The sequence below is a fragment of the Halorubrum sp. T3 genome (assembly GCF_000296615.1).
Taxonomy (GTDB): domain Archaea; phylum Halobacteriota; class Halobacteria; order Halobacteriales; family Haloferacaceae; genus Halorubrum; species Halorubrum ruber.
The window spans coordinates 744818-758874 of record NZ_JH815330.1; the positions used below are offsets into that span (position 1 = coordinate 744818).

Annotated in this window: 14 protein-coding genes; 4 read left to right on the plus strand and 10 right to left on the minus strand. The window is 70.7% G+C overall.

Annotated elements, in window-relative coordinates; genetic code table 11:
• Window positions 1–20 precede the first annotated feature (20 nt).
• The 8 genes from B378_RS0112805 to B378_RS0112845 all read right to left on the minus strand — a co-directional run bounded on the left by B378_RS0112805 (window position 21) and on the right by B378_RS0112845 (window position 6134).
• Window positions 21–458, minus strand: coding sequence for a hypothetical protein (locus B378_RS0112805; protein ID WP_017344171.1), 438 nt, complete (start codon window positions 456–458; stop codon window positions 21–23).
• 2 nt (window positions 459–460) lie between these two features.
• Window positions 461–988, minus strand: a complete 528-nt coding sequence (locus B378_RS0112810) for a hypothetical protein (protein WP_017344172.1) — start codon at window positions 986–988, stop codon at window positions 461–463.
• 99 nt (window positions 989–1087) lie between these two features.
• Entirely contained in the window at window positions 1088–1486 is a 399-nt protein-coding gene (locus B378_RS0112815) for a hypothetical protein (protein WP_017344173.1), read from the minus strand.
• An 82-nt stretch (window positions 1487–1568) separates the two neighbouring features.
• Window positions 1569–2726 (minus strand): hypothetical protein, encoded by a 1158-nt coding sequence (locus B378_RS0112820; RefSeq protein ID WP_017344174.1) that lies wholly within the window; start codon window positions 2724–2726, stop codon window positions 1569–1571.
• Window positions 2727–2729: 3 nt separating this feature from the next.
• Entirely contained in the window at window positions 2730–3113 is a 384-nt protein-coding gene (hisI, locus tag B378_RS0112825; RefSeq protein WP_017344175.1) for a phosphoribosyl-AMP cyclohydrolase, read from the minus strand.
• Window positions 3114–3252: 139 nt separating this feature from the next.
• Window positions 3253–3744, minus strand: coding sequence for a GNAT family N-acetyltransferase (locus B378_RS0112830; protein WP_017344176.1), 492 nt, complete (start codon window positions 3742–3744; stop codon window positions 3253–3255).
• On the minus strand, window positions 3745–5079 hold the full coding sequence (locus B378_RS0112835; RefSeq protein ID WP_017344177.1) for a DUF92 domain-containing protein: 1335 nt from the start codon (window positions 5077–5079) through the stop codon (window positions 3745–3747).
• Between the two features lie 275 nt (window positions 5080–5354).
• Window positions 5355–6134, minus strand: coding sequence for an HAD-IIA family hydrolase (locus tag B378_RS0112845; RefSeq protein ID WP_017344178.1), 780 nt, complete (start codon window positions 6132–6134; stop codon window positions 5355–5357).
• A 155-nt stretch (window positions 6135–6289) separates the two neighbouring features.
• On the opposite strand from B378_RS0112845, the gene B378_RS0112850 reads away from it, so the two are divergent.
• The 4 genes from B378_RS0112850 (at window position 6290) to B378_RS0112865 (ending at window position 9009) form a co-directional block, all read left to right on the plus strand.
• Entirely contained in the window at window positions 6290–7063 is a 774-nt protein-coding gene (locus tag B378_RS0112850; protein ID WP_017344179.1) for a GTP cyclohydrolase III, read from the plus strand.
• 107 nt (window positions 7064–7170) lie between these two features.
• Window positions 7171–7410, plus strand: coding sequence for a hypothetical protein (locus B378_RS0112855; RefSeq protein ID WP_004596760.1), 240 nt, complete (start codon window positions 7171–7173; stop codon window positions 7408–7410).
• Window positions 7411–7573: 163 nt separating this feature from the next.
• The gene (locus B378_RS0112860; RefSeq protein WP_017344180.1) at window positions 7574–8485 is read left to right on the plus strand and encodes a 1,4-dihydroxy-2-naphthoyl-CoA synthase; all 912 of its coding nucleotides are present in this window, start codon (window positions 7574–7576) and stop codon (window positions 8483–8485) included.
• An 86-nt stretch (window positions 8486–8571) separates the two neighbouring features.
• Complete coding sequence (locus tag B378_RS0112865) at window positions 8572–9009, plus strand: CBS domain-containing protein (protein WP_017344181.1); 438 nt, start codon at window positions 8572–8574, stop codon at window positions 9007–9009.
• 10 nt (window positions 9010–9019) lie between these two features.
• Here the strand turns inward: B378_RS0112865 and B378_RS0112870 are convergent, their stop codons facing one another.
• Both B378_RS0112870 and B378_RS0112875 read right to left on the minus strand, forming a co-directional pair.
• Complete coding sequence (locus B378_RS0112870) at window positions 9020–11443, minus strand: amino acid permease (RefSeq protein WP_026046286.1); 2424 nt, start codon at window positions 11441–11443, stop codon at window positions 9020–9022.
• 203 nt (window positions 11444–11646) lie between these two features.
• On the minus strand, window positions 11647–13932 hold the full coding sequence (locus B378_RS0112875; RefSeq protein WP_017344183.1) for a nitric-oxide reductase large subunit: 2286 nt from the start codon (window positions 13930–13932) through the stop codon (window positions 11647–11649).
• Window positions 13933–14057 lie beyond the last annotated feature (125 nt).

Consider the following 14057-nt stretch of genomic DNA (forward strand, 5'->3'; position numbering starts at 1 on the left):
AGTCGGTCCGAGCGACCCCCTCACCACAGCGATTCGACGCGCCGTTCGATCGCGTCGAACGCCGTCGAGTACACTTCGAGGGGGTGGAGCGACGGCAGGTCAAGGCCGGACACCTCGGCGCCGGTCGGCGGCTCGTGGAAGTGGACCCGAGCGTCGTGGGCGTTCGGGTGGCGATCCCACCGACACTCCCAACGGTCGTCACTCCGGTCTTCGACGTAGTGGATCGAGAAGTCGTCCGTCGCGAACCACCGGACGTCGACCCGGGCCGCGGTCACCGGATCGGGATATCGCTCCGTGTCCAGTTCCGCTCGCAGCGACCGCGGCTCGTACGGGTCCGGCTCGAACTCGGTCGCGGCGACGAGGGGATCCGACGCCAGCTGTCGTTCGAGCAGTCGCAGCGTCTGTCGGTCCGGCGGGCCGGTCGAACCGTTCCTCGCATCTCCGTCCGACGGACCCATCTTCAGGCCGGGATCAGGCGCCCGTCGTTCTCCGCGAGCCGGCGCGCGAGCTCGTAGAGCCGGCGGTCCCGAATCGCTCGGCGCCAGTCGCTCACCGCCTCCATCCGCTCGTGGACGGTCTCGTGGTCGGCGGCGTCGAACACGGAGACGACGCTCGGGTCGTCTGCGTCGAACCGCGCCTCGTACTCGGACCGCCGCTCTTCGAGGTCGGCGACCCGGTCGATGATCTCCTCGACCGAGAGGTCTGCCGCGATCCGGCTCGCGTCCTGCCATTCGAGGTACCCCTCGTTCCGCTCGTACGTCGCCGGGCGACTCTCTCGGTTCGCGCGGGCGACGCCCATCTCCGCCAGCCGATCGAGGTGCTTCTTCGCCGCGTTCGGCGAGCAGTCTGCGAGGTCGGCCACGTCGGTGTAAGCCGTCGGCGACGTCAGACCGAGGACCGCGTCGTAGACGCGACCGAACGTGTCGGTCCCCGCCTGCCACCGCGACTCGCCCGCCTCGGAATCGGGGGCGGGATCGAAGTTGGTCATGGCGACGCGTACGGACCGACTATCAAAATATCTTTGTGCCTCTCAGATATTTGTGTGTCGCCGGCACCGTACCAGCTCCTCGTGCCGAATCCGCCGCCGTCAGATCGCCGTCACCCACGCCCGGTATTCGTCGTCGAGCTCGTACACCTCGCGGAACGCGCGCTCGACGAACCCCGCGACGCGGTTCGCGTCCGACCGCGCGGTGACGACGGCGTTCGTCCCCTCGGCCTCCTCGGGGCTGACGAGCTCGTCGATCCGGAACTCGGGGAACTCGGAGAGCAGGTCCTTCAGGCGGTCTAACTCCTCGTCGGTACAGTCCAGGATGAGTTCCGTCCCCGCCAGCTGGATCCACGGCGGCACCTCGCCGCCCTCGGTGTCGTCGCTGTCGGGGTCGACGTCGACGGTCATCACGTCGCCGGAGCGCGCGCGGTGCGCGGCCGCGGCGTCGGCGAACAGCTTCAGCCGCTCGTCCTCGGTCGCGGCGTCGAATCTGGTCATACGGTCGCTCGGCCGCGACGGGGCTTAAAAATCCGCACTCCGGAGCGGCGGGCGTCCCGTCACCGACTGCGCCGCGTCGGACCTACTCCCGCTCCGTCTCCGCCAGCACGTCGTCGACGAGCGAGCGCGTCCGCTCGGCCTCGGCGAGCCGTTCGTCGGCCCCGCCGCGCTCGATCAGCGCCAGGTCGTCGCCGTCGAGCGCGTCGCGCACCTCGGCCGCGCGGCGGAGCCGCTCGTACTCGTCGCTCCGCGCCAGCTCCCGGACGGAGCGGAGCGTCGCGACGACCTCGTCGTCCGCGATCCGGCCGACGAGCGGGACCAGCTCGTCGATCTCGTAGGCGAGCTCGTCGCCCGGCTTCGGCGGCCAGTCGAGCGTCAGCGGCTCGCCGTCGAGGCGTTCGAGGTACGTCCGGTGGACCGCGACCGCGGTGCGGAGCGCCCCCGGGTCGTCGACGTAGTGCTCCAGCTTGGAGTTGGTGTAGTCGGCGTACTCCAACAGCGTCGCGGGCGGCTCCTCGCCGGCCGCGTGCGTCTCGACGTACTCGGCGAGGTCCGTCGGCGGCACGTCGACGTCGACGAACGGCGTCGCGTCCGCGCGGTCGAGGAAGTCGAACACCTCGCGGGCGGACGCCGACTTGAAGAACTCCCGGAACGCCTCCCGGATCCCCTCGTCGTACGCCTCGATCGGGTCGCGGAGGCGATCGAGGTCGGCGTCGAGGTCGGCGTCGGCCATCCCCGCGACCTCGCGCAGTTCGTCGAGCCGCGAGTCGAGGCGCTTGCGGGCCTCGCGGGCGTCCTTCCGGGCCGCCCGGTAGTCGTCGACCGCGTCGTCGTACGCCTCCAGCAGGTCGACGAACTCCCCGGCCGGCTCCAGCGCCTCGCGTGCGGCCGCGAAGTCCGACTCGGAGAGCCGGCGCTTGTCGACCGCCTCGTCGGCCGCCTCGAAGGCGTCGCCGGCGGGCGTGTCGTCGTCCACGTCGACCGCGTCGCCGAACTCGCCGCGGAAGCGGACGTACGACTCGAAGTCGCCCGAGCCGACCGCGTCCTCCTCGAACCGGTCGAGAACCCGCTGCGCGCGGCGGTAGGCGTCCGCGGCCGCCTCGACGCGGTCGCGCCCGTAGCCGTCGATCCGGGACTCGATCCGGCGGAGCTCGTCGTAGCGCTCGCGGAGCCGCGCGGCCGCCTCGCCGGCCTCGGCGACGGGGTCGGCGCCGTCGCTCTCCGTGACGGCCTCGGCCATCGGTCAGTACACCTCGTCGGGGTCGAAGACGCGCTCACCGACGTGCTCGCCGTCTATCGTCCGGTGGAAACACGAGCGGTGACCGGTGTGGCAGGCCCCGCCAGCCTGGTCGACGAGGTACAGAAGGGTGTCGGCGTCGCAGTCGACCCGGACCTCCCGGACCGACTGGGTGTGGCCGGAGGTACCTCCCTTGTGCCAGATCTCCTCGCGGGACCGGGAGTAGTAGTGGGCCTCGCCGGTCTCGCGGGTGCGCGCGAGCGCCTCGGGCGAGACGTACGCGAGCATCAACACCTCGCCGGAGTCGGCGTCCTGGGCGACCGCCGGCACCAACCCGCTCTCGCCGAAGTCGACGTCGATCGGCTCGGCCTCCGCGTCGGCGTCACTCATGGCTGTCCGGAGGCGTGGCGCTCGAATAGTCCTTGTGTCTGCGGTCACCGCGCGGGAGCGCCTGCCGCGAGGCGACTCGGGTGCGCTACCCGTCGCGAGCGTCTCGTGTGCGCTACCCGTCGCGAGCGCCTCGGGCGCGCTACCCCAGCCGCAAGACGAGCGCGTCGCCGTCGGCGTACGCGTCCGGCCGCCGCTCGACGACTTCGAAGCCGAGCGACTCGTAGAGGGCGAGCGCCGCGTCGTTGTCCGGGTGCGCCTGGAGCGTCACCGGGCCGTCGGCGTCGGCGATGGCCGCGCGGAGGAGCCCGCGGGCGCGCCCCTCCCGGCGGAAGGCGGGCGCGACGACCAGCTCGGCGACGTGGACGCCCGGGCGGTTCGGCGCGTCCACCGGGAGGAGGTAGCCGACGACGCGGCCGTCGGCGACGCTCACCTGGGCGGCGCCCACCGCGAGCCCGTACTCCAGCAGGTCCGGGCTCGGCTGCCGGAGGTGCGACTGGAGCTCGCGGATCCGGTCGGCGTCGGCAGTCCGTCCCGGGCGGACTCGGGGGTCGGGGCCGTCGCGTTCGTCGGACGCTCGGTTGTCGCCGTCGCGTTCGTCCCTGCCGGAGCCGGACGCGTTCTCGCCCGCCATTCACACCACCGCCCAGAGCGCGACGGCGACGGCCGCGCCGCTGAGCGTCGCGAGGAAGTTCACGGCCTGGTTGCCGACCCGGTCGCCCTCGATCAGGGCGCCGAGGAGGCTGTCGACGGTCATCCCGGCGACGCCGGCGGCGACCACGGCGCCGCCCGCCGCAACGCCGCCCGGGGTTACCGGGTCGAGCACCGGCGTCCCGCCGGCGGCGAGGGCGCCGACGAGCAGGGCTCCGGAGAGGCCCGCCAGCTCCCCCTGCCAGGTGATCGCGCCGTCGGTGCCGGGCTCGACGCGGCGGAGCGTCGTCACCAGCCGCGGGCCGTCGAAGAGGCCGCCGATCTCCGAGGAGAGCGTGTCGGCCATCGCGGTCGCCGTCGCGCCCGCGAACGCGAAGCCGAGGGGGGCGGCCGGGACCGCGAGGTGCGGCGCGGCCGCGTACCCGACCACCGCCGCGAGCGCGACCGCAGAGTTCGCCAGCACGTTGCCGGTGCCGCGGGCGCCCTCGTTCTCCTGGGCGACTCCCCGGGCCGCCTTCTCGTCGAACCGGTACTTCGAGGCGAGGCCGCCGATCGCGTAGAAGGACATGAGCGTGAGGAACCAGCCGACGCCGCCGAGGACAACCGCGAGCAGCGCCGAGACGACGCCGGTGAGCATCCCGGCGACCGAGGCGGTGCCGATGGCGAAGGAGACGTAGCCGAGCGCGCCGGTCACCGCGAGGCCGACGACGATGAGGAGGGGGCCGACGGTCGGTTCCAAAGCGAGGAAGCCCCAGACGACGAACGCGACGAGGATCGTCGTGATGTGCGCGTCCCGGGAGAACACGAGCGAGCGGACGAGCGCCGCCGTCAGCGCGGCCGACGCGGCGAGGAAGACGAGGAGCGGGACCGTCTCCCCGTCGACGGGGGCGCCGGTCTGGAGCCGCACCCCGATCTGTCCGACGAGGGCGGCGGCCGTCCCGGCGGCGACGTAGCCGGCGACGAGCGGGAACTCGTCGGTCGTCCGGCGGGAGACGAGCGTCCGACCGAGGCGGCCGGCGCCGACCGCGAGCGCGGCGGCCGCGAACGCCTCGTACGGCAGCGGGGCGCGCGGCAGCGAGGCGAACAGCGCGAGGCCCGCGCCGGCGAGCGCGAAGGAGACGAGCCCGTAGAGGCGCTCCGCCTCGCGGTCGCCGGGCAGCGCGAGCGTCTCGAACCACTCCCCGTCGCGGACGCCGAAGAAGGCCGCGCCGGCGACGGCGAAGAAGGGGACGGCGGCGGCGGTCTCGAGCGACGGCGCGAGGACCGCGAGCGCGGCCACCGCGGCGAAGACGCTCGCGCGTCGGAGCCTCCGTATCACACCTTCGGCTACCCCCGACGACCACTTAACGGTCCCGACAGCCGTCGGGCGGTCGATCGCCGACCGAAGCGCCCGCGACGCCGCTTTCAGTACCGGTACTCGTTGAACTGGACCGCGTGTCCCTCCAGTACGCGGACGGACTCCTCCGGATCCTCCTCGTCGTCCCCGGTCCGATCTTCGTGTGAGTCAACCACTCCCATATGCGAGCGGTGCGCTCGCCGGTACATAACTGTTTCCCACACGGCGAACGTAGTTGGCGGCTCGTTGCGGGGTCCTCAGTCGACGACGCGATCGATCTCTCCGAGATGGTCGATCACGTGGTCCGGGTCGATCGCGGACGCGGCGAGGTCGTCGTCGTCGGTGACGCCGGAGCGGACGAGCACCGTCGTCATCCCGGCGCGCTCCCCGAGCGCGATGTCCGTGTCGAGCCGGTCGCCGACGACGAGACACTCCTCGGCGGGGTAGGGGAGCCGCTCGCGCACCATCTCGATCGCGGTGTCGGAGGGCTTGCCGAGGACGGCGTCGGGCTCGCGCTCCGCGACGCCCGCGATCGCGTTGATCACGGCGCCCGACCCGGGCACGTCGCGCTCGGGGGCCGGGATCACCACGTCGGGGTCGGTTCCGATGAACGGGATGTCGCGCTCTAAGGCCCACAGCGCGGTACAGAGGTCGTCGTAGTCGAACTCGCGGTCGATGGAGGCGACCAGGGCGTCGGCGGCGTCGACGTCGTCGGTCGTCGAGAGCCCCGCCTCCGCGAACTGGTCGAGCAGTCCCGGGGCGGCGATACAGAGCAGGTCGTCGTCCGCGTGGCGTTCTCGGAGGTACCGCGTCGTCACGCTGCCGGCGGTGAAGACGCGGTCGGCGTCGACGTCGTACCCCGCCGCGCCGAGGCGGTCGACGTACGCCGGCGGCGCCTTCGTCGGGTTGTTCGAGACGAACAGGGGCTCGACTCCGGCCTCGCGGAGCCGCCGGTACCCCGCCGGGGCGCCCGGGATCGGATCGTCGCCGCGCACGACCGTGCCGTCGACGTCGATGACGGCGCCGCTGTATGTCATACCCCGAATGCGGGCGCCACGGCCGTAGGGGTTGCGCCCGCGTCCGTGGCGAAGGACGACCCCGGGCTAGGGCACGCAGATCACGAACTCGGTACCGGTTCCACCTTCGGGATAACGGAAGGGTAAAGCGGCAGCGTTCCGTATCGGTGTTCACTGTGACGACGACTCAGGTGACCCTCGTCCAGATCGACAACTACGGGCCGTGGACGACGACGCCGGAGCCGCGCCGGGAGATGGACCTCCAGACGCTCCAGTCGCGGCTGTTCGCCGACGTCGCCCAGTTCCTCGGCCACCGCGACGCCTACGTTTTCTTCACCCGCTTCGACAACATGATCGCGGTGACGAACGGCGTCGACGGCGCGGCCCACGCGACCCTTCAGGAGTCGATCGGCAACCGCTACCCGGTCAGCGTGAGCCTCGGGACCGCCGTCGCCGAGCGCCCCGTCGACGCGCTCGAAGCGGCGAACCGGCGGCTCCAGACGGAGGGGAGCGCCCAAGACGAGAGCCGGACAGAGGTGCTCGCCGGGGAGTACCTCTCCGAGACGGATCGGTCGGACCTCCAGGTCGCACACTTCGACGTGGTCAACGCGACCGGCAAGTACACCGACCGACTCAACGAGTTCGACACGTTCATCAACATCGAACAGGCGTACGGCTCGCTGATGCGCCACCTCCGGGAGGCGCACGGCGCCCTCTCCTTCTTCGTCGGCGGCGACAACGTCGTGGCGGTCTGCCCCGACCTCCCCGAGTCGGCGTTCTCGTCGGCGGTCGCCCACGTCGCGGACGACGTCGACGTCGAACTCCAGGTCGGCGTCGGCCGCGGCGCCTCCGCCCACGAGGCCGGCTTCACGGCCAAACACGCGCTCGAAGACTGCCGACACGACGGGACGAGCGTCGAGCTGTTCGGCGCGCCCGCCGCTGGCGATTAGCGGGTCCAGCCGCGCAGTCGGCCGGTTTCGTGGCGCGGAACGGCAGATTCAAATCTGATAATTTCGGTGCGAGGTTTTTATACACCGGCCGGGAACCCCCGCACAGCATGTCAGAGGAGATAGTGTTCGTCTGTACGGCGGACGGCTGTGACGAGGGCCCGTGGGAGGGCTCGCACGACGCGATGGCACACTGCTCCGAGCATCCGGACCACGGGTACACCGGGATGCCGCGGTCGGAGATCGACCCGACCCGCGAGGTCATCCCCGCGACCGCGACGCGGAAGCGCGACAACCGCAACCTCCAGCACAAGGGGCACCCGAAGGGTGCGTACGCGCAGAACGACTGACGAGTCTCGACGGGCGAGCCGCGACTCCGGCGTCCGTCCCAGACGCTGGGAGCGGCTCCCCGTCCTCGTCGCGGGGCGCGGCGGCGCCGCGTCCGACTGAGTCGGCGGTTTCTCCTCATTCGATCCGACGCCGTTTATGAGCGGGCCGGACGTAGGAGCCGGCATGGTCTCGGAGATCTTCGATCCCGACACGTGGGAGCCCGTCACCGACGAGTTCGACGACATCACCTATCACCGCGCCGTCGACGTCCCCGCGGTCCGGATCGCCTTCGACCGCCCCGCGGTCCGCAACGCGTTCCGACCGGGAACGGTCGACGAGCTGTACGCCGCGCTGGATCACGCGCGCAAGCAGGCGGACGTCGGCACCGTCCTCCTCACCGGGAACGGCCCCTCGGAGAAGGACGGCGGCTGGGCGTTCTGCTCGGGCGGCGACCAGTCGGTCCGCGGCGGCTCCGGCTACGAGTACCGCGACGACGACGAGGCGGGCGACGACGACGACGACCTCGTCCGCTCGGCGCGCGCGGGCCGGCTCCACATCCTCGAGGTCCAGCGGCTGATCCGATTCATGCCGAAGCCCGTCGTCGCGGTCGTCCCGGGCTGGGCGGTCGGCGGCGGCCACTCGCTGCACGTCGTCTGCGACATGACGCTCGCCAGCGAGGAGCACGCGAAGTTCCTCCAGACCGACCCCGACGTGGGCTCGTTCGACGGCGGGTTCGGCTCCGCCTACCTCGCGAAGCAGATCGGCCAGAAGAAGGCCCGCGAGGTGTTTTTCCGCGGGAAGACCTACTCGGCCGAGGAGGCCGCGGACATGGGGATGGTCAACGAGGTCGTCGCCCACGAGGAGCTGGAGGACGTGGCCCTGGAGTGGGCCGACGAGATGACCCGGAAGTCGCCGACCGCGATGCGGATGTTAAAGTACGCGTTCAACATGGCCGACGACGGGATGGTCGGCCAGCAGGTGTTCGCCGGCGAGGCGACGCGGCTCGCGTACATGACGGAGGAGGCCCAGGAGGGCCGCGACGCGTTCTTGGAGGGCCGGGAGCCGCAGTTCCGCGACTATCCGTGGCACTACTGAGCGGCGGCCCGCCGCCCGGCGGGACAGCGGATCGGCGCCGCGCCCCCCGCAGCCACCTACAAGTACCCCGCCGCGGTAGCTCCGCTATGCTCGTCGAGGAGGTGATGACGACGGACCTCGTGACCTGCGACGTCGACGCCACGGTCCGGGACGCCACGGAGCGGATGCTCCGCAACCGGGTCGGGAGCGTCGTCGTTACGGACGGCGGGACCCCGGCCGGGATCCTGACCGAGAGCGACGTCCACCACGCCGGATACGTCACCGACGATTCCCTGTCGTCGATCCCAGTCCGGAAGGCGGCGAGCGCTCCCCTCGTCACCGTCCGGCCGAGCGCGACGCTCCGAGCCGCCACGGAACGCATGCGCTCGGAGGGCGTCAAGAAGCTCGTCGACGGCGTGACGCCCGAGGGGATCGTCACCACGGGGGACGTCGTCGACAACTACGCACGGATCCGTCAGGAGGTCCGGGACCTCGCGACGGACACGACCGGCTGGTCGGAGCGGACCGACGACCTCCGCGACTGAGCGGGGGAGGTCACTGTTCGAGCGGGCTTCGGTCGGGGGTCGCCCCGCGACGCCGGACCAGCCGGCGCAGGAACCGGTAGACCGGGAAGAGGTAATCTTCGAACCGCTCGTAGACGCCGCTCTGACTCGCGTAGACGATCACCGGGACGTCCGCCGCCCGTGCGGTCTGAATCACCGCGTCGGGCGTGCTCCCGAACACCCACTGGCGGAAGCGCCTGTCGCGCGACGCCCCGATCACGAGGAGCCCGCCGGCCTCGGCGGCCGTGTCGACCAGGCCGTCGGCGATCGTCCCGGCCTCCACGTTCATCACGCGGAGGTCCTCGACGCCGTTCAGTTCGGACACGGTCGTCGCCGGGTCCTCCGGCGGCTCCTCGCCGCCGGGATCGACCGTGATGACGTTCACGTTCGCCCCCTGTCGGCCCAGCACTCGAACGACCGACAGCGCGGCGCGGTGGTGTGGACCGCCGCCGGCGCCCACGTTCACCGTCTCGACCGTCTCGCCCTCGTACCCGCTCGTGAAGACGACGTCGCAGGGGGCGCCGTACTCGACCCCTCTGGTGATCTCCTCGCTCTCCTCGGGGTATCCCATCAAGATCAGGTCGGCCCCCTGATTCCGGGCGGTATTGTTGATGTCAAACGCGATGTTCCGGCAGGTGTGGGCGGTCACCGTGTACTCGACGGGGTGGTCGTCGGCCGCCAGCACCTCGGTGATACGGTCCGCTCGGTCGGTGGCGATGTCGCTGACGACCTCGTGGGGCGTCTGCTCCGGGATCTGCGTCACGGTGAGGACGGTGACGGACACGTCGCGGTCGCTCCCAGACGCGAGCACGTCCGCCAGTTGGAGGTATCTCACGGCGTTCTCCGGGCGCGCGACCGGGATCAGTACCCGGAACGGCCCCGCGTCTCCCTCGTCGACCGCCGCCCCGCCGGAGGCGGGGGTTTCGTCGGGTGCCGGCTCGTCGGGTGCCGGCTCGTCGGGTGCCGGCTCGTCGGCCGCCGGCTCGTCGGGCGCCGCCTCTTCGGATACCCCCTCGTCGGCCGCCGCGGCGGTCTCGGACCCCGGCACCTCCCGAATGAGGTCCTCGACACCGGGGGCACCGCCCCAGACGAGGTAGGCGACGACCAGCACCCCCGACAGCAGCAGTCCGACCGCGACGCCCCGCCGCGGGAGGTTGTACACCAGCCCGAGGTTCGCGACGACCCCGACCAGCGGCACGAGGGGGACGCCCGGAACCCGGAAGCCGCGCTCGATATCCTCGAACCGCCGCCGGTGGACGATCAGCGCGACGTTGACGACCGCGAGCGGGAGCAGCAGGTTCAGCGTCGCGAACCCGGTGAGCGCGTTGAGCCCGAGGTCGATACCCGCCAGCCCGTCCTCGGCGGGGAACACCGCGATGAACGTGACGATCAGCGTGACGATCACCCCCGTCGCGGTGGTCACGCTCCAGAACGGCGTGCTGTACTCCGGATGGATGCGGGCGAACGGCCGCGGGGCCTGCCCCTGCCGGCCCATCAGCGACCCGATCGACGACGCCGCGAGGATCGACGCGTTCGACGCGGACACCATCGAGAAGACCGCGCCGGCGACGATCAGTGACTGCCCGACGGGACCGAGGAACCCCGCCGCGACCCGTCCCATGGCCGTCTCGCCCTCCCGCGCGATCACCTCGGGCGGCACCGGCGAGTTGGTCATCGCGACGATCACCAGCGCGTACAGGATTGTGACCGAGACGATGCTCGCCGCGATCGCTCGCGGGACGGTCTTGCGGGGTTCGATTATCTCCCCGGCGCTCGCCGCGATCGCCGAGAACCCGAAGAAGGTGATGAACGCCAGCGCCGCGACCGAGAGGATGCCGACGACGTCCGCGGAGAACTGCGCCGCGAAGGTGTCCACGGCGGCCGTGGGGCCGCGGAACGCGAGCGCCCCGGCGATGAACGCGAAGAGCACGGCGACCTTCGCGCCCGAGACCAGGAGCTGGAACGTCCCCGACTCCTCGGTTCCCCGGCTGTTCAGGACGCCGAGGAGGACCGCGGCCGCTACGCCCGCGGTCCCGTGCGGCAGCCAGCCGAGCGATTCGGGGATGATGAATCGGACGAACCACTCGTCCATCGTCGCGAGATAGAAGGCCGTCGTCCCGGTGTACCCGAGGAACAGCGACGCCCCGATCCCGTACGTGAGGAGGTCCCGGCCCTCGAACGTCCGAGAGACGAACAGGTAGCCGCCGCCGTTCTCCGAGTAGATCGAGGCGAACTCCGAGTAGGCGGCTGCCGTGATCCCGGCGATCACCGCGGCGATGACGAAGGAGATCACGGCGCTCGACCCGATCCGGGCGACGGCGGCGCCCGAAAGCGAGAAGATCCCCGCCGCGATCATCGTTCCGAGCCCGATCGCGAAGGCGATCTTGAAATCGAGCGTTCGAGTGTGTTCTACCACGTCGACCACTCCCGTGACGATGAGTAGGTGTTCATGATCGCGATCCGCGAGGGGAGCATTCGGCGGCCTCTCCCGACGCTAATTAGTCTGCGCTTTCGTAAATTGCGGTCCCTGTTAAACCCCGGTGATATCCGTGCGGAGCCGACCGAGGAGGGTCGGCGATTGTCGGACCGACCGGCGCGACGGCCGCCGAACTCGACCGGTCAGTCGTCGCTCACGATCCCCTCCGCGACCGCCATGTCGTCGACGCTGGGGTCGTCCTCCGACGCGCGGAGGACGAACCGCTTGCGGATCAGGTCGGTGACGTAGATGGCCGTCCCGGCGATGATCAGCGTGTCGCCGGGGAGCCGCGCCCAGAACAGCGTCTGGACGATGTCCCGCTCGTAGAACGCGAGGCTGCGCGCCGCGGCGTAGCTCTCCGTGAACGCCACGTCGAGCTGGAGGAAGCCGACCGGGAGGACGGAGACGAACACCATCAGCGCGAGCCCGACGTTCCAACACCAGAACGACGCGCGGAGCCACGAGGCGTCCCAGCGCTCGGGGTCGATCGACAGCTGGAGCATGTACGTCACCATGCCGAGCGCGAGGAAGCCGAACGCGCCGAACATCGCGGCGTGCGCGTGGCCGACGGTGAGGTACGTCCCGTGTTCGTAGTAGTTGATCAGCGGGAGGTTGATGAAGAAGCCGAGCACGCCCGCGCCGACGAAGTTCCACACCCCGCTGGCGACGATGAACATGAACGGGAGCGTGTACGGGAAGCCGGTCTCGCGCATCGCGCGGTACTGGCCGATCGCCTCGTAGAGGATGAAGATCAGCGGGAGCAGCTCCAACGTCGAGAAGACGCTCCCGATCGGCACCCAGTAGTCGGGCATCCCGATCCACCAGTAGTGGTGCGAGACGCCGATGACGCCGGTCCCCATCACGAGGAGGGCTTGGAGCATCACCGCCTTCTCCGCGCTGCGGCGACTGAGCAGGTTCATCGAGACGAGGGTGATCCCGATGATGGCGACGATGAAGAACTCGAAGGCGCCCTCGACCCACATGTGGACGACCCACCACCGCCAGAACTCTGTGACGGCGATGTTCGTCGACGGCGTGAACATGAACCCGGCGACGAACAGTAGGGTGATCGAGCCGCCCGCGTAGAGGATCATGTGCGCGAGCCCGTAGGGCGGCTCGCGGTCGAGCAGCGGCTTGAGGCCGCGGATCGCGAGAACCGCCCAGAGGATGAACCCGGCGAGCAGGCCGGCCTGCCACACCTTCCCGACCTCGAGGTATTCGAGCCCCTCGTTGCCGAGCAGCCACCAGAGCTCGCCCGGGAGGTAGCCGTTCGCGCCGAGCCAGATGCCGCCCATGCCGCCGACCACGACGACGACGAGCGCGCCGAGCAGGACGCTCACGTACGTCCCCTGCCGCTTCGGCTCGTGGCCGGTGAGCAGCGGCGGGAGGAACAGGCCGGCGCCGAGCCACGTCGACGCGATCCAGAGGATGCCGAGGTCGATGTGCCACGTCTTCGCGATGGAGAAGGGGAGCAGCTGGAGGATGTGTATCCCGAACACCTGCTCGATCCCGAAGAACCCGGCCCGCTCGATGTAGAAGTGCGCGAGCAGGCCGCCGAGCAGCACCTGCGCCATGAACAGCCCCGCCGCGATCGGAATAAAGCGGAGCGCGGCGCGCTGGCTCGGGAAGACGCTCACGTCGCCCGGCTCGGGCACCGAGATCCCCGCCGAGGACGGCTCGGGGAGCTTCACCGACTTGTAGAGGAGGATCGCCGCGCCCGCGGCGCCGACGAGTAACACCATCGCGATCACGCTCCAGATCATCGCGGAGCCGGCGGCGTCGTTGCCGGCGCCGGGCGCGTAGGGCCACTCGTTGGTGTACGAGTGGTCGGCGTTCGGCCGGTCGGTGTGCGAGAACCACGCGGTCCACAGCGCGAAGTCGGCGAAGTCCTCGGCCTCCTCCGCCGAGCCGATCATCTCGACCGGGACGCCGCGGTCGTGGTCGCCCTCGTGGTAGCGCTCGACGTACGTCTCGCGCACCCGCTCGTGGGCGTACAGCTCGGCGGCCGAGTACCGGACGGTGTCGCTCCCGTCGTGCGACGCGTCGAGCTCGTCGCGGACGAGCGCGTCGATCCGCGACTGCTGTCCCGAGTCGAGCTCTTCGTACGCCGCGCCGTACTCGGCGTCGGCGTAGTACTCGCGCATGTGCTCGGTCTTCAGCTCCAGCGTCTCGGCGGTGTAGTCCTCGCCGTAGTACGCCCCGTTGCCGAGGATCGACCCGTGGTTCATCAGCCCGTACTGCTGGAACGCCGCCTTCCCGTCCTGGACCTCGGCCCCCGTGACGACCGTCTCGCCGTCGGGGCCGACGACCTCGTCGGGTATCGGCGGCGCCTCCTGATACGCGAACCACGCCCCGGCGCCCATCACGACCAGGTTGAGCAGGAACGCCGCGACGATCACCTTCGCTATCGTCTTCCTCGTGAGTCGCATGTGCGAACGTCCCGTCGAGACGTCCTATGCGCTTAGCGGCAACATGTTCGGTCGGATTCCCGACGCCCGGAAGCGTCACCGTCGGGCGGGGCCCCCGCGAACATGTTCGTAACCCGGCTTACCCG